This window comes from Streptomyces sp. NP-1717 (genome assembly GCF_022695985.1).
GTDB lineage: Bacteria > Actinomycetota > Actinomycetes > Streptomycetales > Streptomycetaceae > Streptomyces.
Genome location: NZ_JAAPBF010000007.1, coordinates 45,007 through 62,979, shown reverse-complemented (window position 1 = coordinate 62,979; position 17,973 = coordinate 45,007). Strand labels below are relative to the sequence as shown.

Below are 17,973 nucleotides of genomic sequence, written 5' to 3'. Positions count from 1 at the left end.
GGTGGCGGTGGGCCCCGGATCCGCCGTCTCAGCCGGCGAACGGGGTGTCGGCAACCCCCTGACCCGCGTCCGGCAGGACGAGGAGCGAGCCGGTGAGGGGGTGCGGGGCGGCGACGCCGACGCGGGCGGTGGTGATGTAGAGGTCGCGCAGCTCCGGCCCGCCGAACGCGCAGGAGGTGGGGCGGCGTACGGGCAGCTCGACGGTGCGGTCCAGCTCGCCGTCCGGTGTGTAGCGGCGGATCGCGGCGCCGTCCCACAGGGCGACCCAGACGCAGCCGTCCGCGTCGACGGTCAGCCCGTCCGGGTGGCCCGCCCCCGGTTCGATCGTCACCAACGGGCCCTCGTCGACGAGGGGTTCACCGGGGGAGTGGGTGTCGGCGCGGAACCGGTCGATACGGCCGGTGGGGGTGTCGACGTAGTACATCGTCCGGCCGTCCGGACTCCACCCCGTGCCGTTGCCGACGCTGACGGGCCGGGTGTCGGTGACGGTCCCCGCCGCCGTGTCAGCTGCGCCGGGTGCGACGCGGATCAGCGTCCCGCCGCCCGGCGTCTCGTCGTAGCGCATACTGCCCGCCCACAGCGCGCCGTCCGGCGCGACGGCCGCGTCGTTGCCCCGGCGCCCCGGCACCGGATCGCGCACCAGCCACGAGAAGTCGCCGCCGGGGCCGTACAGTCCGATGCCGTCACGGAGGTTGACGACGAGCCCGCCCCCGGCGCGGGGGAGCGCGGCACCGACGTGCTGCTCGGTGGCCATGACCGTACGGCGGCCGTCGGCCGGGTCGAAGGTGTGGATCCGCGCCGAGAGGATGTCCACCCACAGCAGCCGGCCGGCCGACGGATCCCAGGCCGGTCCCTCGCCCAGCTTCGCCTGTGCCCGTACGGCGACCTCGATCCGCGGCGCGGTCATCGCTCTCCGCCCTTCGCGCCGACCGGGCCCACCGACGGCCAGGGGCCCGTGAGCGGCCCCTGGCCCTGACCGCTCCGGCTCCAGTCGCACACCCCGCCGGGGAACGCCGCCCGCAACTGCCGCAGTTCGGCGCCGGTGAACGTCACCTTGTAGTCGGCCGGGTCCACCGCCTTGCGCCGGCACGCGATCACATCGTCCGCGAGCGGCGCTCCGGCGACCAGCCTCGGTGTCGGGAACGCCGGGTAGAGCGCGCCGCACTCGCCGGGGTTGTCGTAGCCGAGACGCTGCTCGATCTTCCGGGGCTCCGCGTCCCTGGTCCAGCACGCGTCGGTCAGCCCGGCCGGCTTGTGCGCCACGACGTCGCGCGCCGTCCACCGGCTCCGCGCGGAGTCCGACGTCAGCGATGTCAGCCACGCGTCCATCTCCGTGAGGGCGTACCGCAGCGCCGGGCTCCTGAAACTGAAACCGTGCCGGTTGTCCTCCGCGAGCATCACCTGGTTGTCCGCGTGGCCGTTCGCCGCGATCAGCCGGGCGCGGGTGGAGTACCCGTGCACGGACATGTGTATGTCGCCGCCGGGCAGGTCGTCGGTGTAGGAGCGGTGGTCGATGACGGGGGTGGTGGCGAGACCGCCGCCGCCCCATAGGATGCGGCCCGTACCGTACGCCGCCCCGGTCGCCGTCCGGTCGGCAGCCGTGCGCCCCGCGGTGAACCCGGCGTCGCGGTCGATGCCCCCGATACGGGAGTTGAGGTCGATGAACTGCCCCTTGTCGATCGCCCCCTCGTTCAGCGCGTCGAGCCCGTACTGCACACCGACGTTGTCCAGCGGGCGCAGCGCGGCGCCGGTGCGCCGGTCGGTGCCGTACACGTTGACGGTGTGGTCGAAGACCGTGCCCCGCGCCCCGTCGGGGTTGGTGCGCGCGTCGTACCGCTGGTCCACGGGCAGCGCGGCGGGGAACTCCGCGTCCGGGTCGAGGCGCTTCGCGCCGTCGCTCAGGTTCGGGATGCTCGCCCGCTCACGGAACCCGGCGACCGCGGTCTGCTGCTCGGCGCTGAACTCGTCCGGCGCGCTCACGGCGAAGTAGTGGTCGAGCAGCCGGGAGTCCAGCAGCGTGGTGTTGGTCGCCGACGTCACGTCGGGGAAGCTGCACCCGACGATGATGCCGTCGAGCAGACCCGGGTAGTTGTCGGCGGTCTGGTGGCTCTGGTACGAGCCGCCGGAACATCCCCAGCCGATGGTGAAGCGGGGGACTCCGTACCGCTCCACGAAGTGCTCCTTGACCATCATCGTGGTCTCGGACGCCAGCAGGTCGTTGCAGTTGTTGCCGAAGACGTTGAGGGACGAGGAGGCCACGGCGTACCCGCGGCCCAGCATCTCGGTGTCCAGGACGCCGCCGGTGTCCGAGCCCTGGGTGTACCAGCCGCCCCTGCACCCGCCGCCGAAGGTGTACATCAGCCGCCCGTTCCACCCCTCGGAGGGCCTCGCACGGGTCGGCTCGGGCGCGGCGGGATCGGCCAGCATGGAAATCTGGTAGACGCCCCGGTTGAGGGTGCCGGTCTCGATACGGATCAGGAAGGGCACCCGCGCGCCGGTGCTCGTGGTGGTCGTCGCGAGGTCCGCGGGCCGGCTCGCCGGATCGGCCAGGGGCTTCACGGTCCCGTCGGTGGAGCGGTACGCGTGGTCGACCCGGGTCCCGACCGAGCAGTCCTCGTCCAGCGGCTGCCCCAGGGTGGAGCCGTCGACCAGCTTGAACGTACCGGTCCCGCACACGAAGGGCCGCTCGTGCGGACCGCTGATGACGGGACCGGTCGAGGGGTGGTCGCGCACCTGGAGCGTCGCACCCGCGCCGGGGCGGCCGGGGACGGTCGCCGCGAGCCGGTTGGGGCCCTCGCGCAGGGACGTCACCAGGCCGGTCAGGGTCCCGGGCGCGGATCCCGCCGCCGTGAACGCGTCTGTGACGTCCGTGCCGTCGCGGGTGATCCGTACGTCGCCGGGGTCGAAGCTGCGCGGAACCTCGACCCGTACGAGGACATCGCCGCCGGTGACCACGCCGGGCCGGGTCGACAGCGTGTCGATGGTCAGCCGCTCGCCGCCGCCGGGCCCCTGCGCGGCGGCACTGGGCAGACAGGTCAGCAGCAGCGCGCCGGCGGCGAGCGCGGTGGCGAGGACGGACCGACGGGACACCGATGAACCCCCATGCTCTGTGGACCGGCAGCCACCGGCCCGTGGATACGACGTACTCGTCCTGCACGCCCGCGCGTGTGCGGACGGACGTCCCTTCGGACACTCACGTCACTCCACATCACTCCCGGACCCGCAGAATGGTTCATCCGGCGGAGTGCGGGGTCAAGACCGCGTACCCGCACCCGCGGCTCGCCCACCGTTTGCGACGGGTGTAGAAAGGGGGCATGCCCGGACGCGACGGCCGCCGGCGCTCGGTTCTGAAGATGAGAACAGTCGCAGGTCAGGTCTTTCTCCTTCAGGTGGCGATCGTCGTACTGCTGGTCGCCGCCGCCTCAGCCGCGCTCGTGCTCCAGGGCCGCACCGACAGCGAGCGCGAGGCACGCAACCGCTCCGTCGCCGTGGCCGAGACCTTCGCGAACTCCCCGGGCATCCAGGCGGCGCTGAAGAACCCCAACCCCCCCGAGGTCCTGCGCAGACCGGCCGAACTGGCCAGGGAGCGCTCCGGCGTGGACTTCATCGTCGTACTCAACACCGACGGAATCCGCTACACCCACCCGATCCCCGACCGGGTCGGGAAGAAATTCGTCGGCAACCTGAAACCCGCCCTCGAAGGGCGGGTCATCACCGAGAAGATCGTCGGCACCATCGGGCCCCTCGTACAGGCCGTCGTCCCCGTCTTCGACGCCAGCGGCAAGGTGATCGGGATGGTCTCCGCGGGGATCACCATCGAGCGCGTGAGCGCCGTCGTCGAGGACCAGTTCCCGCTCCTGTTCGGCTCCGCCGCCGGTGTGCTGCTGCTGACCATGGGCGGCACGGCGCTCGTCAGCAGACGCCTGCGCCGCCAGACGCGCGGGCTCGGGCCCGCCGAGATGACCCGTATGTACGAGCACCACGACGCGGTTCTGCACTCCGTACGCGAAGGAGTGCTCATCGCGGGCGGCGACGGCGGTCTGCTGCTCGCCAACGACGAGGCCCGCAGACTGCTCGACCTGCCGGCCGACGTGGAGGGACGCCCGCTCACCGACCTGGGCCTGGACCCGGACACCGCGGCGCTGCTGGCCTCCGGCCGCTCGGCCACCGACGAGGTCCACCCCGTCGGCGAACGGCTGCTCGCCATCAGCCAGCGGCCCACGGACCAGTACGGCGGCCCGCCCGGCAGCGTGACCACCCTGCGCGACACCACCGAACTCCAGACGCTCACCGGAAAGGCCGACGTGGCCCGCGGGCGCCTGAGCCTGCTGTACGAGGCCGGTACGGAGGTCGGCACGACCCTGGACGTGGTCCGCACCTGCGAGGAGCTGACGGAGTTCGCCGCGGCCAACTTCGCCGACTTCGTGACCGTCGACGTGGCCGAGGCCGTCCTGCGGGGGGAGGAGCCGACCACCGTGGTGATGGCCATGCGCCGCACCGCCTCCAGCGGCCGCGACGAGGACACCTCGCTCTACCCGATCGGCGAGCTGATCCACCTGCCCCCGTCGACACCTGTGAGCGACGCCGTCCTGAACGGCGAACCGATCCTGGTCCCGGACCTCGCCGCGTTCTCCGGCTGGCACAAGCAGCACCCCGACCGCGCCAGGAAGCTCGTCGCCGAAGAGGGCTTCCACTCGATGATCACCGTCCCGATGCGGGCGCGGGGCGTCACCCTCGGCGTCGTCACCTTCTGGCGCTCCGCGCAGCCCGAGCCGTTCGAGGGCGAGGACCTGTCCGTCGCCGAGGAGATGGTCGCCAGGGCCGCGGTCAGCGTCGACAACGCCCGCCGCTACACCCGCGAGCACACCATGGCCGTCACGCTCCAGCGCAGTCTGCTCCCGCGCGGCCTCCCCGACCAGAACGCCATCGACGTCGCCTACCGGTACCTGCCCGCACAGGCCGGACTCGGCGGACTCGGCGGCGTCGGCGGCGACTGGTTCGACATCATCCCGCTGCCCGGCGCCCGGGTGGCGCTCGTCGTCGGCGACGTCGTCGGCCACGGCCTGCACGCCGCCGCCACCATGGGCCGGCTGCGCACCGCCGTCCACAACTTCTCGACCCTGGACCTGCCGCCCGACGAACTCCTCTTCCACCTGGACGAACTGGTGGCCCGCATCGACCAGGACGAGGCCGTCGACGGGGCCGACGCCGGAGTCACCGGCGCCACCTGTCTGTACGCGATCTACGACCCGGTGTCCGGTAAGTGCAGCATGGCGCGGGCGGGCCACCTCCAGCCCGTCCTCATCCACGACGACGGCACGGCCGCCTTCGCCGACGTACCCGGCGGCCCGCCGCTGGGACTCGGCGGACTGCCCTTCGAGACCCTTGAGGTCCATCTGCCGGAGAACAGCCTGCTGGTGCTGTACACCGACGGGCTCGTCGAGGACCGGCACCGGGACATCGACGAGGGCCTGAACCTGCTGCGCCGTACGCTCGCCGCCCAGGCCGACCGGACCCCGGACCAGGCCTGCGACGCGGTCCTCCAGGCCCTGCTGCCCGAGCACCCGCGCGACGACACCGCCCTGCTGGTCGCGCGTACACGTGTGCTGGACGGCGCGCACGTCGCCGACTGGGAGATCCCCGCCGACCCCGCCGCGGTGGGCAGACTGCGGGCCGACGTCACACGCAAGCTGACGGAGTGGGGGCTGGTCGAGGAGGCGTTCACGACCGAGCTGATCCTCAGCGAACTGGTCACCAACGCGATCCGCTACGCCTCCGGGCCCATCCGGGTACGGATCATCCGCGACCGGAGCCTGATCTGCGAGGTCTCCGACCACAGCAGCACCTCGCCGCATCTGCGGCAGGCGGCCGGCACCGACGAGGGGGGCCGCGGGCTCTTCCTGGTCGCCCAGTTCGCGGAGCGCTGGGGAACGCGCTACAGCCCCCAGGGCAAGGTCATCTGGACCGAACAGCCGCTCGGCGGCGCCGACTCCGCCATGTGACGGAGCCGTCGGACGACACCGGCGTCTGTCAACCCGGATTCGGCCGTTCGGGAGCCGACGAGCGAGGTCCGCCCGGAGCCCATACGCTTCTCAGGAGTGCGAATCAGGCACGTCAGAGTGAACTCCAACAGACGTGGTACCCGCCCGGCATACGTGAGCGAAGTACGGCCCCCAAGCGAAGTACGCCCGTGAACGACATGCCCGCTCGTGTTCCACGCGCATCTCAGGTCGGCGCGTTCCTGGCCGGCACCGCTCAATCCGGCGCCTCCCGGGCCGGGAAGAGAAAGGGACTGGGTAAATGGGGCTGCTGCCGACCGTACTGATATCCCTGGTGTTTCCGGTGCTGATGCTGTTCGTCATGGTGGCGCTCGGGCGCATGGAGGAGATCCTGCTGCCACATCTCCAGGCACCACGGCCGGCCGAGGGAGAGACGGACGCCCCGTCGAAGGACTCCCGGGCGGAGGACTCACAGGACGCGGACTCACAGGACGTGGAATCGCGGGACACAGCCTCACGGGACGCGGACTCCGGCGCGAACGACGACACCCGGGAGTCGGATCTCCACGCCGAGGAGATCCGGCTCGCCCATGCCCGCGCCGACCTCGCCAGAGCGCGGGCCGAGGCCCTGCGCCGCTCGGCCCGCCGCCGCGCCTACGGGGCCCCGCGAGCCGCCGGCCGTACCAACACCGGCCCCCCGCGCGGCGCGCGGACGACCCCCCTGCGATTCCGGTGAACCGGCGCGCCGTCGCCGATGCCCTGCTGAGCTCCCACGGCAGCACCTACGCCCGGGAAGCCGGCATCCGGCTCCGTGACACACCGCAGCCCCTCTACCAACTCCTGCTCCTCGCCCTCCTGTTGAGCGCCCCCATCCGCGCCGGCGTGGCCGTCAGCACGGCGCGCGCCCTCGACGAGGCGGGCCTGCGCAACCCACGCCGGATGACCGAGGCGACCTGGCAGCAGCGTGTCGACGCCCTCGGCCGGGGCGGCTACCGCCGTTACGACGAGAGCACCGCCACCCGGCTCGGCGACGGCGCCGACCTGCTGATCCGGCGGTGGCACGGTGACCCGCGCCGTATGCGCGGCGAGGCGGACGGCGACATCAAGGTGCTGCGCCGGCTGCTCCAGGACCTGCCGGGGATCGGTCCCGTCGGGGCGGACATCTTCCTGCGCGAGGCGCAGGCCGTCTGGCCGGAAGTGGCGCCGTACTTCGACACCAAGGCGCTGCGCGGCGCCGAACGACTGGGCCTCGGCACCGACACCGCGGCGCTCGCCCGGCTCGCCGGGGACGCGGGCCCCGCCGCCCTGGCCGCCGCGCTGGTACGCGCCTCACTGGACGACGGGATCGTCGAGGAGCTGAGTACGTCCGGCGGCTGAGTCCGGCGGCCGGGACGCCCCCGGAGGACCGATCAGGACCGGCGGTCCCGGTGCCGTGCTCAGTACTCGCTGTCGATGCCCGTGACGAACGCCGACCCCAGCGGCGCCTCGTCCTGCGAGAACCCGGCCTCGCCGAGCGCGGCGCCCGCCACCCGTTTCGCCTCCGTCTCGGCGCCCCGCTTGTTCTCCGCCTCGATCTCCAGCCGGATGCTGAAGGTGCCGCCCTCGTTCACCGTCAGCATGTCCAGGTCCTCGGCCTCACCCAGAGCCGTGTGCTGCGGGTCCGCGGGCCGCAGGGCGCGCAGCAGCGCCGCGCGGGAATCCGCGTCGAGCGTGCGCAGGAAAGTGCCCGGGACGGTGATGACGTACGCGGTCATGCGAACTCCTGGCGTTGACGGCCCCCGCCGTGCGGGGTCGGGCTTCGCGCCTCATTCTGTGACTGCCCGGTTTTCCGCCGCGATCACCTCCCGGATCCGGATCACCGCCCCGATCTCCCCGGCCGAATCCCCTCCGACCGGCCAATTCGGGTCCATTTCCGGGAATCCCATTCCGGGGCGCTCCTATGAATCCGCGGACAACGGCCCACGAGGGCGGGGGAGGTTCCGGTTCCGGGCCCGGGTTTCATGTGGGATGCTGAGGGCTCCGCATCCCCCTTCTCCTTGCCGAGGCACTATGCGCTGCGTCATCGCCCGCTTCCCCTTCGACCTGGTCAAGAGCGAGGTGCAGGCGGCGATGAAGGGCATCAAGCCCGAACCGATCACGGGCGAGTCCGTCGTGATCAGCCGCCGTACGTACCCGGTGAAGCAGGTCGGCGAGGTGATCACGCGCCAGGACCGCCGTGACTTCTCCGCCTCCGAGGTGACCCGGGCCCTGACCCGTCTCGGCTTCACCTGCCGCCCCGTCCCGGCCCCCGCGCCGGTGGTGGAGGCCAGCCCGCTGGAGACCGCGTCGGCGATGCTCGGCACCCCCGCGCGGAACTGATCCGCGCGCACCGCATACGGCGGGCCCCCGTCACCGACCGGTGACGGGGGCCCGCCGTATGCGGACCCGGTCCGCGCGGCTACGCGGACCAGCTGCGCGAGGACGACTGACGCGCGCCGCCCGAGCGGCCCTGCGAGGCGCCGCTCCCCGACGACCTCCGGCCCTGGGACGGACGGCGGCCACGGCCGCCCGAACCGCTCTTGACACGCTCCGAGGGGGGCGTGGAGATGACCACGGGCACCCCCGAGGGCGCCTGCGCCCCGGTGATCCGGCTCAGCTCCGCCTCACCGGAACGCACCTGCGCGACCTGCGGCACGATCCCCGCGTCGGCCATCAGGCGGGTCATGTCACGACGCTGGTTGGGCAGGACGAGCGTGACGACGCTGCCCGACTCCCCGGCACGCGCCGTACGCCCGCCGCGGTGCAGATAGTCCTTGTGGTCGCTCGGCGGGTCGACGTTCACGACGAGGTCGAGGTTGTCGATGTGGATGCCGCGCGCCGCGACGTTCGTCGCCACGAGCACCGTGACATGACCCGTCTTGAACCGCGAGAGCGTCCGGGTGCGCTGCGGCTGCGACTTGCCACCGTGCAGCGCGGCGGCGCGTACGCCGCTGTTCAGCAGGTGCTCCGTCAGCCGGTCGACGGCGTGCTTGGTGTCCAGGAACATCAGCACCCGGCCGTCACGCGCCGCGATCTCCGTGGTGGTCGCGTACTTGTCGGCGTTCTGCACATGCAGGACGTGGTGCTCCATGGTCGTGACCGTGCCGACGGCCGCGTCCACGGAGTGGACCACCGGGTCGTTCAGATAGCGGCGGACCAGCAGGTCGACATTGCGGTCCAGCGTCGCCGAGAACAGCATCCGCTGCCCCTCGGGCCGCACCTGGTCGAGCAGCTCGGTGACCTGCGGCATGAAGCCCATGTCGGCCATCTGGTCGGCCTCGTCGAGGACGGTGATGGCGACCCGGTCCAGCCGGCAGTCGCCGCGCTCGATCAGGTCCTTGAGCCGTCCGGGCGTCGCGACGACGACCTCGGCGCCGCCCCGCAGCGCGCCGGCCTGCCGGCCGATCGACATGCCGCCGACGACGGTGGCGAGCCGCAGCTTCAGCGCGCGGGCGTAGGGCGTGAGCGCGTCGGTGACCTGCTGCGCCAGCTCACGGGTGGGTACGAGAACGAGCGCGAGCGGCTGCTTCGGCTGGGCGCGCTGTCCGGCGGTGCGCACCAGGAGCGCCAGGCCGAAGGCGAGGGTCTTGCCGGAGCCGGTACGGCCCCGGCCGAGGACGTCGCGTCCCGCGAGCGAGTTCGGCAGCGTCGCCGCCTGGATCGGGAACGGCTCGCTCACACCGAGTCCGGTGAGCGTCGTCGTCACCGGCGCGGGCATGTCCAGCTCCGCGAACGTCGCCACGGCGGGCAGCGCGGGCGTGATGGTGACCGGCAGGGCGAACTCGCCCTGCACGGCGGCGGGACGGCGGCCGTAGGACCGGCCGGAGGAACCGGGGCGGCCCGAGCCGGACGACTGCGGGCGGAAGCGGCTGCCCCCACCGCCGGAGCCACCGGAGCGGGTACGCGAGTAACGGTCGTTCGTGCGAGGCGTGCGGTTCATGCTGAACCTCTCTCGATGCGGCACGTATCGAGGAACTCTTGGGCAGAATGACCGCGCAAGGAATCGCAAGAACGAGCCGGGGAAAACAAAAACAGAGCCGCGCCGGGGCGTGGAACGCCGGAACCGGCACGTGGAAATGCTCGGAATCGACCGAGCGCAGGCGAACGGGTCGCCGGAGTACGGGGGCCCGGCCATCCGGTGCGGGGCCGACATCGGTGAACATTCGTCGGCCGGCCGTCAGGACAGCGAGGAGAAACCTGGTCCCGCGCCACACTCGGAGGTGTCACGCGCACCGGGCGGGCCCCGGAGAAAAAGCAACGTAGCCGGAGCCCGCATCGCAAGGTGCGGGCGCCGGCTACGTCTCGCGCATCGGCGTCAGGCGGGAACGATGTTCTCCGCCTGCGGGCCCTTCTGGCCCTGCGTGACGTCGAAGTTCACCTTCTGGCCTTCCTGGAGCTCACGGAAGCCCGAGGCGGCGATGTTCGAGTAGTGGGCGAAGACGTCAGCGCCGCCACCGTCCTGCTCGATGAAGCCGAAGCCCTTTTCCGAGTTGAACCACTTTACGGTGCCACTGGCCATTTTGATCTCCTTCAGGGCAATGCTGCCCGGGGATCCGCACTGTGCGAACCCCACGTCGCCTTTAGATGATTACCCCGTCCGGAAAAGCACCGGAAATACAAAAGCGCACTCACCGACACACATAGTCGGCGAGAGCACTTGAAGTCTTCGGGAACCACAACTGCAACTGATGTCCACAGTAGCACGGTGCATGCGATCGAGTACGGGACGTCTTGGCCGCCCGGGGCGGCGCACCGGAAAATCGGCCGGGCCGTCGGAGGAGATTTCCGGATCCGCGATCGGGAATATTCTCCGGTTCTTCACCCGGTGCCTACTCCCGGCGGCGTATACGCGCCCCGGCCGGCGCGCCTAGCGTTCACGGTGTGAACCTGGTGATGACCTTCGAGCGCCTGTGCGCCCGCGCCGGAGAACTGCCACCGCTCACCGCCGACCTGTTGGTGGCGGCGGGCGTCGGTCTGTTCACCGCGTCCGACGCCGCCGTGAACGAACCCGGGTACCGGCAGGCCGACTGGTTCACCTGGCTGCTGCTCGCCGTCTCGCTGCTCGCGCTGGTGCGCCGGCGCCGCGAGCCGGTGGCCGTCGCCGTGATCACGGGGGCCGCCTGCGCCGGATGGGCGCTGTACGGGCACATCGGTGAAATGCTCAATCTGCCGGTGATCGTGGCGCTCTACACCGTGGCGGTCGCCGGAGACCGGCGGCGCACGGTGCGGACCGCGGTGGTCGCCGCCGTCGTCTCGGGCGCCGTGGCGATCCGGGTGGGCCATGACGTGGTCAACCCGCAGGGCCTGCCCTTCCTGGAGATGCTCTGGCCGCTCGTACCGCTGCTGCTGGGTGAAGTGGTGCGTACGAGACGGGAGTTGCTGCGCGCGTACGAGGCCAGGGCCGCCCGCGCGGAGGAGGACCGCGAGCGGGAGGCGGCGCGGCGGGTGCGTGAGGAGCGCGTACGTATGGCACGCGAGCTGCACGACATCGTCGCGCACACGGTGACGGCGATGACCGTGCAGGCGGGCGTGGCGCTGGACGCGCTCGACCTACGGCCGGAGGTGTCGAGGAAGGCGATGCGGCAGGTGCGTGACTCGGGCAGGGAAGCGGTCCGTGAACTGCGGGCCACGGTCACCGTGCTGCGCGAGAGCGACGACGAGCCGACGGCGCCGCTGCCCGGGATCGACCGGCTCGGCGAGCTGGCGGAACGGTTCGAGGGCGGCGGCGTCGAGCTGGTGATGCGGCGGGAGGGCGAGCTGGAGGGGCTGCCGCCGATGGCCGAACTGGCCGTCCACCGCATCGTGCAGGAAGCCCTGACCAACGTCGTCCGGCACTCGGGCGCCCGGCGTGCCGCCGTCTCCGTCGTCCGCCACGGCGACCGGCTGACGGTGGAGGTCGTGGACGACGGGAAGGCCGCCGGGGGGCGGCGCGCCGAGCCCGTGGACGGCGAACGGGCGGGACCGGGAGGCGGGTTCGGACTGCTCGGGATACGCGAGCGCGCCGCGGCGGCCGGCGGCGAGGTGGAGTACGGCCCGGTTCCGGGCGGCGGCTTCCTCGTACGTGCCTGGCTGCCTGTCGGACCGCGCGCCGGCCGGGGGGAGGGGCGGCCGTGACGGTGCGCGTGGTGCTGGCCGACGACCAGAGCGTCGTACGCGCGGGCTTCCGTGCCCTGCTCGACCTGACCGACGACCTGGTGGTGGTCGCCGAGGCCGCCGACGGGATCAGGGCGTTGGAGGCGGTGCGCACCACCCGGCCGGACGTCGTCCTGATGGACATCCGGATGCCGGGCATCGACGGCATCGAGGCCACCCGCCGTATCGCCGCCGACCGGGCGCTCGACCAGGTCCGGGTCGTGATGCTCACGACGTACCAGGTCGACACGTACATCTTCGAGGCGCTGCGGTGGGGCGCCGCGGGCTTTCTCCTGAAGGACATGGAGCCGGACGAACTGCGGGCGGCGATCCGTACGGTCGCGGCCGGACAGAGCCTGCTGGCGCCCGCCGTCACCCGCTCCGTCGTCGAGGAGTTCGTCCGGCTCCGGGTGCCCGAGGCGCTGGGCGCGGAGCGGCTGGACCACCTCACCGGCCGGGAGCGCGAGGTGATGGCGCTGGTCGCCGCCGGGTTCACCAACGCGGAGATCGGCACGGAGCTGGCCATGAGCCCGCTGACCGCGAAGACCCATGTCAGCCGGGCCATGATCAAACTCGGTGCACGGGACAGGGCGCAGCTCGTCGTCCTCGCGTACGAGACGGGCCTGGTGCGGGTGGGGGAGCGCTGACCCGCGAGCCGGTGCGCCGACCACCGCGCGACCGATCCCCGTGCTCGTCGCCCCGGCCGGTGGCAGGCGTCACCGTCGGCGGCAGGCGCCGCCGCCCGGGGCCTCGCCGCGCCCCTGCCCGCCGTCCGGCGCGGCGTCTGTGTCTCGGGACGTCGTCCGCGGGGTGTGGACGTACGGGGTGGTCCTGCTCAGCTCCTCGAAGCCGAGCCGTCGCAGGATGGGGCGGCTGTCGCTCGACGCGTCGACCTGTATGTAGCGGTAGCCCCGTTCGGCGGCCAGACGCGTACGGAAGGCGACCAGCGCGCGGTAGAGGCCCCGGCCGCGCCAGGCCGGGACGGTGCCACCGCCCCACAGGCCGGCGAACTCCGTGCCGGCCGGCAGCTCCATCCGCGCCGCGCTCACCGGCAGGTCACCGGCCATGGCGACACCCGCCGCGACGCTGCCCGGAGCGGCGGCGAGCTGGGCCAGCAGCCGCTCCCGCAGGCGGGTGCGGTCCGTGCCGAAAGCCTGCTCGTGGACCTCGGCCATCAGCTCCACACCCGCCGCGTCCGTGACCGCGACCAGCCGCACCCCCTCGGGCAGCGCGACGTCACGCGGCAGTGCGGCGGTCTCGGCGATCATCAGGGTCTCCGCGGGCTCGGGTGCGAACCCGGCCGCGGCCAGCCGTCGCGGGAGGTCGTGGGGTGCGTCGTGGGAGTAGACCTTCCACTCGAACTCGAGGCCGAGGGAGGTGAAATGACGTATCTGCTCGCTGATCGCCGCGTCCGCGGAGTCCGCGTCCAGGTCCGACCACAGGACACCGTTCCAGCCGCCGTCCGACTCCGCGCCGGGCCCGGTGGCCGTCTGGCGCACCACGGCGCCCACCCGTTCGACCACGGCCCCCGGACCGTCGGCCGGGGCCTGCCTGCGCATCTGGCGGTCGAAGAGCGCGCGTACCGCTTCGGTGTCCATCCGCCCACTTCAGCGGGGCGCCGCCCGCGCCGCAACCGGGTTTGCGGCGCCGTCGCCGGTCAGGCCGCCTTGCGGGTCTCGGTGAGGCGGGCGAAGGCGACGACGTTGCCCTGGTACCCGGTCTTCCGGGTGAACGCCCCGCCGCAGGTGATCAGACGCAGTTCGGGCGCCCCCGTCGCGCGGTAGACGCTCCTGGCCGGAAAACCCCGCTTGGTGAAGGACTTGACGCCGTAGACGGTGAACACGGCCGTGGTGCCGTCGGCGCGCGTCACCTCGACGCGGCTGTCCTCGGCGAGACGGCCGATGTCGTAGAAGACGGCGGGGCCTTCGGCGGTGTCGACATGGCCCACGATCACCGAGGTGCCCTGCTCGCCGGGTGTGACCGACCCCTGGAAGTGACCCGCCAGTTCGGGCCGTCCGGCGGGTGGTGCGTCGATCCAGCCGTCGGCGTCCAGCGACACCCGGGTCAGCGGCGCGTCCACCCGTACCGAAGGGATGCGGATCCGGGTCGCGGTGGAGCCCGGCAGCGCAGGCGCGGCCCTCGCGGCGGCTCCGGCGGGGCTGGGCACCGCGTCCGCGTCCTTCGCCGTGCCCTTCGCCGTGTCCCTCCCGTCGTCCGGCACGGCGGACGCCGCTCCGGCGGGCTGCGGCGGGAGGACGAGCTGCCCCTCGCCGCTGATCCGCACCACGAAGATGCCGACGAGCAGGAGCAGTACGACCGTGGACCACCGGGAGGCCCGGAGTCTTTCCGTTTCCGTCATCACGCACCGTCCGGCGCCGGGGGTGGGCCCGTGGATCCGGCCGCGCGGCGAGGCGCGGCCGGATCCACGGGCGGGGACGTGGTCAGGAGCCGTTCACCGGCCGGCGGCGGACGAGCTGGACCGCGCCGCCCACCGCGACCGCGATGACCGCGGATCCGACCGCCAGTCCGGCCGTGTTCGGTTCACCGCCGGTGCTGCCGCCGACGCCGGCCTTCACACCCTTGTGCGCGGTGGTCTCGTGCGGCTGAGGCTCATGAGGCTTCTGCTCGGGGTGTTCCGGCCGCTCCGGGTGTTCCGGCCGGGGCGGCTCCCACGGCCCCGGCGGCTTGCCCGACTCGGCCGGCTTCTCGGGCTTGCCCGGTTTGCTGGGCTTACCGGGCTTACCGGCTTTGATCATCAGGGGCAGCGAGCGGACCGCGCCGTCGCAGTCGAAGGTGATCTCGTACTCCGCTTCCGGCTTCACATCGTCGAAGATCCTGGCCGGCTTCGCCTCGCCCTCGTTCAGGGTGACGGTTTCGAACACCCCCGACGAGACGGTCACGGTCGGGACCCGGCAGCCCTTGGTCCGGATCTCCACCTGGCCGCCGGGTTCGATCGCCTCGGGGGAGACGCTGTACTCGAATTCGGCCCCGTCGCCCGCGACCGCGGGCCACGCCGCCCCGAGAACGAGAGCCGCGGCGCCCACGATCGCCGCCGAGGCCGCACCTATCCTGCGCATCGGATCTCCCAACTCCTGATCGTCGCGTGACCGTCGGAGGCGGCACGGCCGGGGACAGCCGGACGCACCGCACAGTTGTCCCGACGCTAGAAGTGATGATGTGCCGGCGCACGCCGGGAGACCGTCTGCGCCGCCGCTCGGGTGAGTGGACGGGCACGGGGGCACGCGCCGTACGGGCCCCGGCAATTCACCGAAACCCGGCCGGTGACCGCACCGCGCGTGCCATGCTCGGTAAGCACTCTTACCGGTGACTCCGCCATGGGCGCATGGCGTGAGCCGGGCACGGCGGGATTCGGGGAGAGCGATGGAGCCGGCAGATGAACCCGCGGGTCGCGGGGACGGTGCGGACGGTGTCGACAGGGACGGTGCGGACCCCGGGGCGGAATTCGGCACGGGACACATGCGCAGGGCGCGGCGCCGCGAGCGGCTGATGACGACCGCCACCGACCTCTTCACGACACGCGGCTACGTGGGCACGTCGATCGAACGGATCTGCACCACGGCGCGTGTGTCGATCCGCGCGTTCTACCAGGAGTTCGAGGGGCGCGAAGCCCTGCTGATCGCCCTGCACAACCAGGTCGCGCGGGCCGGCATGGAGGCGACACTCGCGGTCCTCGGCGATCCCGCGATCGACACGGCCGACACCCGGACCAGGATCACCGCGCTGATCCGCGCGTACGTCGGCGCGGTGACCGCCGACCTCGCGTCCGCGCGGGTCGCCTTCGTCGAGGTGATCGGTGTGAACCGCGCCGTGGAGGACCACCGGGTGCTCTGGCGCAGCCTGTGGTCGGACTTCCTGGTCGGTGAGGCGGACCGCGCCGTCGCACGGGGCGAGGCGGTGCCGCGCGACTACACCCTCGCGATGGTCGCCCTCATCGGCGCCATCAACGAGCTGATGGCGCACTGGGCGCGCAGCGGGGGAGCGGTGCCCCGGGAACTGGTGGCGGACGAGATGATCCGGGACGTGCTCGGCACGATCGGCCACCCCACGGCACCGGGACCCGGCGCCGGCCGCGCGGACGAGGGAGCGTGAGTGCGTGAGCGGACTCTGGCACCAGGTCATGCGGACCATGTCGCAGCCGGGCGCGTCGCCCGACGACGACATCCTCGCGCTGGCCGCCGCGGACATCGCCCTGCGCAACCACCCGGAACCGCCCGCCGACGCCGACGTCGTCCTCGACATCGCGCGGTCCGAGTTCGCCGCCGTACTGACCGTGCGGCAGGCCAGGATCGCGCTCCAGCGGGCCCGCGAGATGGCCAGAGAACACGCGCGGGACCAGCGGGACGGCGCCGGGCGCCGGGAGCGTACGGACGGCGGGAACGGCTGAACGCCAGCTCAGCGGGTTACGTCCCGGACGGGGCGGTCCGGCCGCTCGGTTAGCCTGAGTGGACGATGAACCGTTTGACGACGCCCTGGGGCGATCTCGACCTTGCCCGCTTCCCCGAGCAGCCGCGCGACACCCTGCGGGCCTGGGACGCGGCCGACGAGTATCTGCTGCGCCACCTCGCCGAAGCCGCGGCCGGGACAGGGGCCGCGGAACAGGCCGGAGCCGGGACCGCCGTCACCGGGGGCGCCGGTGTGGACCTGTCCGGCAACGTGGTCGTCGTCGGCGACCGGTGGGGCGCCCTCGCCACCGCGCTCGCCGCGCACCACCCCGTACAGATCACCGACTCGCACCTCACGCAGCGGGCGACCCACGCCGCCCTGCTGCGCAACGGCATCGACACCGACGCGGTCCGGCTGCTGTCGGTGCGGGACACCCCGCCCGAGCGGATCGACGTCCTGCTGATCCGGGTGCCCAAGAGTCTCTCCCTCCTGGAGGACCAGCTGCACCGGCTGGCGCCGGCCGTGCACCGGGGGACCGTCGTGGTCGGTACCGGCAAGGTCACCGAGATCCACACCTCCACGCTGCGGCTCTTCGAGCAGATCCTCGGCCCGACCCGGACCTCGCTCGCGGTGAAGAAGGCGCGTCTGATCTTCTGCGCGCCGGCCGCCGAACACGCCCGCTCCCGCGCGACGGCCGGTGCCTGGCCGATCTCGTACACCGTGCCCGAAGGCTCCGGCGCCGGCTCCGGCCTGACCGTCGTCAACCACGCCGGGATCTTCTGCGCGGAGCGCCTCGACATCGGTACGAGGTTCTTCCTGCGCAATCTGCCCGAGCGGCGCGGTCCGCAGCACGTCGTCGACCTCGGCTGCGGGAACGGTGTCGTCGGCACGGCCGTCGCCGTGACCAATCCCGAGGCCCGGCTGACGTTCGTCGACGAGTCCTTCTCGGCCGTGGCGTCCGCCGAGGCGACGTACGCCAAGAACGCCGGCACCGGCGGTCGGGCGGAGTTCGTCGTCGGCGACGGCCTGGCCACCGTGGCGGCCGGGTCCGCCGACCTCGTACTGAACAATCCGCCGTTCCACAGCCATCAGGCGACCACCGACGCCACGGCCTTCCGGATGTTCACCGGATCCCGCGAGGCGCTGCGGCCCGGCGGCGAGCTGTGGGTGGTCGGCAACAGACATCTCGGCTACCACGCCAAGCTGCGGCGGCTGTTCGGCAACTGCGACGTCATGGCGAGCGATCCGAAGTTCGTGGTCCTGCGGGCGGTCCGCCGCTGACCGGCTGTCGGATCCGGTGAAGATCACGCGGGGCACCGGGTCCGACCGGCCGGAACGTGCCTGCTCCGCCCGGTAGTTCGGCACACTGGGCCTGTGACGTCACCGCCGCAACTTCCGCCTCAGGTACAACACGGCTCGC

Annotated in this window: 17 protein-coding genes; 9 read left to right on the top strand and 8 right to left on the bottom strand. The window is 72.5% G+C overall.

Features of this window, described 5'->3' with window-relative positions; translation table 11 throughout:
- Positions 1 to 28: 28 nt before the first annotated feature.
- Together GXP76_RS02775 and GXP76_RS02770 are read right to left on the bottom strand one after the other, a co-directional pair.
- Positions 29 to 907 (bottom strand): SMP-30/gluconolactonase/LRE family protein, encoded by an 879-nt coding sequence (locus GXP76_RS02775; protein ID WP_242569773.1) that lies wholly within the window; start codon positions 905 to 907, stop codon positions 29 to 31.
- Positions 904 to 3,090 carry a DUF6351 family protein gene (locus GXP76_RS02770; protein ID WP_242569772.1) on the bottom strand — a complete coding sequence of 729 codons (2,187 nt, stop codon included), beginning with the start codon at positions 3,088 to 3,090 and terminating at the stop codon, positions 904 to 906. Before GXP76_RS02770 ends, GXP76_RS02775 begins: the two co-directional genes overlap by 4 nt.
- 224 nt (positions 3,091 to 3,314) lie before the next feature.
- On the opposite strand from GXP76_RS02770, the gene GXP76_RS02765 reads away from it, so the two are divergent.
- From GXP76_RS02765 to GXP76_RS02755, 3 genes are all read left to right on the top strand, one after another.
- Entirely contained in the window at positions 3,315 to 6,002 is a 2,688-nt protein-coding gene (locus GXP76_RS02765) for a SpoIIE family protein phosphatase (protein WP_242569771.1), read from the top strand.
- Between the two features lie 298 nt (positions 6,003 to 6,300).
- Positions 6,301 to 6,735 (top strand): hypothetical protein, encoded by a 435-nt coding sequence (locus GXP76_RS02760; RefSeq protein WP_242569770.1) that lies wholly within the window; start codon positions 6,301 to 6,303, stop codon positions 6,733 to 6,735.
- A complete protein-coding gene (locus GXP76_RS02755) occupies positions 6,732 to 7,376 on the top strand; it encodes an endonuclease (RefSeq protein WP_242569769.1) in 645 nt (214 codons plus the stop codon). The genes GXP76_RS02760 and GXP76_RS02755 overlap by 4 nt, the downstream gene beginning before the upstream one ends.
- A gap of 59 nt (positions 7,377 to 7,435) precedes the next feature.
- On the opposite strand, the gene GXP76_RS02750 is transcribed toward GXP76_RS02755, so the two are convergent.
- Positions 7,436 to 7,753, bottom strand: coding sequence for a hypothetical protein (locus GXP76_RS02750; RefSeq protein ID WP_242569768.1), 318 nt, complete (start codon positions 7,751 to 7,753; stop codon positions 7,436 to 7,438).
- Positions 7,754 to 8,048: 295 nt separating this feature from the next.
- Here GXP76_RS02750 and GXP76_RS02745 point away from each other — a divergent pair, with 295 nt between their 5' ends.
- Positions 8,049 to 8,357 carry an SCO5918 family protein gene (locus tag GXP76_RS02745; protein ID WP_242569767.1) on the top strand — a complete coding sequence of 103 codons (309 nt, stop codon included), beginning with the start codon at positions 8,049 to 8,051 and terminating at the stop codon, positions 8,355 to 8,357.
- 79 nt (positions 8,358 to 8,436) lie between these two features.
- Here GXP76_RS02745 and GXP76_RS02740 read toward each other — a convergent pair whose 3' ends face one another.
- Positions 8,437 to 9,957 (bottom strand): DEAD/DEAH box helicase, encoded by a 1,521-nt coding sequence (locus GXP76_RS02740; protein WP_242569766.1) that lies wholly within the window; start codon positions 9,955 to 9,957, stop codon positions 8,437 to 8,439.
- A 375-nt stretch (positions 9,958 to 10,332) separates the two neighbouring features.
- Positions 10,333 to 10,536 (bottom strand): cold-shock protein, encoded by a 204-nt coding sequence (locus tag GXP76_RS02735; RefSeq protein ID WP_242569765.1) that lies wholly within the window; start codon positions 10,534 to 10,536, stop codon positions 10,333 to 10,335.
- Positions 10,537 to 10,898: 362 nt separating this feature from the next.
- On the opposite strand from GXP76_RS02735, the gene GXP76_RS02730 reads away from it, so the two are divergent.
- Positions 10,899 to 12,131, top strand: coding sequence for a histidine kinase (locus GXP76_RS02730; protein ID WP_308354083.1), 1,233 nt, complete (start codon positions 10,899 to 10,901; stop codon positions 12,129 to 12,131).
- A complete protein-coding gene (locus GXP76_RS02725) occupies positions 12,128 to 12,796 on the top strand; it encodes a response regulator transcription factor (RefSeq protein ID WP_242569764.1) in 669 nt (222 codons plus the stop codon). Before GXP76_RS02730 ends, GXP76_RS02725 begins: the two co-directional genes overlap by 4 nt.
- 69 nt (positions 12,797 to 12,865) lie before the next feature.
- Here the strand turns inward: GXP76_RS02725 and GXP76_RS02720 are convergent, their stop codons facing one another.
- The 3 genes from GXP76_RS02720 to GXP76_RS02710 all read right to left on the bottom strand — a co-directional run bounded on the left by GXP76_RS02720 (position 12,866) and on the right by GXP76_RS02710 (position 15,226).
- Entirely contained in the window at positions 12,866 to 13,747 is an 882-nt protein-coding gene (locus GXP76_RS02720) for a GNAT family N-acetyltransferase (protein WP_242569763.1), read from the bottom strand.
- 59 nt (positions 13,748 to 13,806) lie between these two features.
- Positions 13,807 to 14,508, bottom strand: coding sequence for a class F sortase (locus GXP76_RS02715; protein WP_242569762.1), 702 nt, complete (start codon positions 14,506 to 14,508; stop codon positions 13,807 to 13,809).
- Positions 14,509 to 14,590: 82 nt separating this feature from the next.
- Complete coding sequence (locus GXP76_RS02710; RefSeq protein WP_242569761.1) at positions 14,591 to 15,226, bottom strand: hypothetical protein; 636 nt, start codon at positions 15,224 to 15,226, stop codon at positions 14,591 to 14,593.
- Positions 15,227 to 15,530: 304 nt separating this feature from the next.
- On the opposite strand from GXP76_RS02710, the gene GXP76_RS02705 reads away from it, so the two are divergent.
- The 3 genes from GXP76_RS02705 to GXP76_RS02695 all read left to right on the top strand — a co-directional run bounded on the left by GXP76_RS02705 (position 15,531) and on the right by GXP76_RS02695 (position 17,834).
- The gene (locus GXP76_RS02705; protein ID WP_242569760.1) at positions 15,531 to 16,259 is read left to right on the top strand and encodes a TetR/AcrR family transcriptional regulator; all 729 of its coding nucleotides are present in this window, start codon (positions 15,531 to 15,533) and stop codon (positions 16,257 to 16,259) included.
- 4 nt (positions 16,260 to 16,263) lie between these two features.
- On the top strand, positions 16,264 to 16,554 hold the full coding sequence (locus GXP76_RS02700; protein WP_242569759.1) for a hypothetical protein: 291 nt from the start codon (positions 16,264 to 16,266) through the stop codon (positions 16,552 to 16,554).
- Between the two features lie 74 nt (positions 16,555 to 16,628).
- Positions 16,629 to 17,834, top strand: a complete 1,206-nt coding sequence (locus GXP76_RS02695) for a methyltransferase (protein WP_374359696.1) — start codon at positions 16,629 to 16,631, stop codon at positions 17,832 to 17,834.
- The last annotated feature ends 139 nt before the right edge of the window (positions 17,835 to 17,973 follow it).

What these genes read in the sequence shown, in the direction of transcription:
- GXP76_RS02740 (WP_242569766.1), bottom strand. Translation starts at nt 9,957, where the DNA reads ATGAACCGCACGCCTCGCACGAACGACCGTTACTCGCGTACCCGCTCC.
- GXP76_RS02750 (WP_242569768.1), bottom strand. Translation starts at nt 7,753, where the DNA reads ATGACCGCGTACGTCATCACCGTCCCGGGCACTTTCCTGCGCACGCTC.
- GXP76_RS02735 (WP_242569765.1), bottom strand. Translation starts at nt 10,536, where the DNA reads ATGGCCAGTGGCACCGTAAAGTGGTTCAACTCGGAAAAGGGCTTCGGC.
- GXP76_RS02705 (WP_242569760.1), top strand. Translation starts at nt 15,531, where the DNA reads ATGGAGCCGGCAGATGAACCCGCGGGTCGCGGGGACGGTGCGGACGGT.
- GXP76_RS02710 (WP_242569761.1), bottom strand. Translation starts at nt 15,226, where the DNA reads ATGCGCAGGATAGGTGCGGCCTCGGCGGCGATCGTGGGCGCCGCGGCT.
- GXP76_RS02765 (WP_242569771.1), top strand. Translation starts at nt 3,315, where the DNA reads ATGCCCGGACGCGACGGCCGCCGGCGCTCGGTTCTGAAGATGAGAACA.
- GXP76_RS02720 (WP_242569763.1), bottom strand. Translation starts at nt 13,747, where the DNA reads ATGGACACCGAAGCGGTACGCGCGCTCTTCGACCGCCAGATGCGCAGG.
- GXP76_RS02715 (WP_242569762.1), bottom strand. Translation starts at nt 14,508, where the DNA reads ATGACGGAAACGGAAAGACTCCGGGCCTCCCGGTGGTCCACGGTCGTA.
- GXP76_RS02745 (WP_242569767.1), top strand. Translation starts at nt 8,049, where the DNA reads ATGCGCTGCGTCATCGCCCGCTTCCCCTTCGACCTGGTCAAGAGCGAG.
- GXP76_RS02760 (WP_242569770.1), top strand. Translation starts at nt 6,301, where the DNA reads ATGGGGCTGCTGCCGACCGTACTGATATCCCTGGTGTTTCCGGTGCTG.
- GXP76_RS02775 (WP_242569773.1), bottom strand. Translation starts at nt 907, where the DNA reads ATGACCGCGCCGCGGATCGAGGTCGCCGTACGGGCACAGGCGAAGCTG.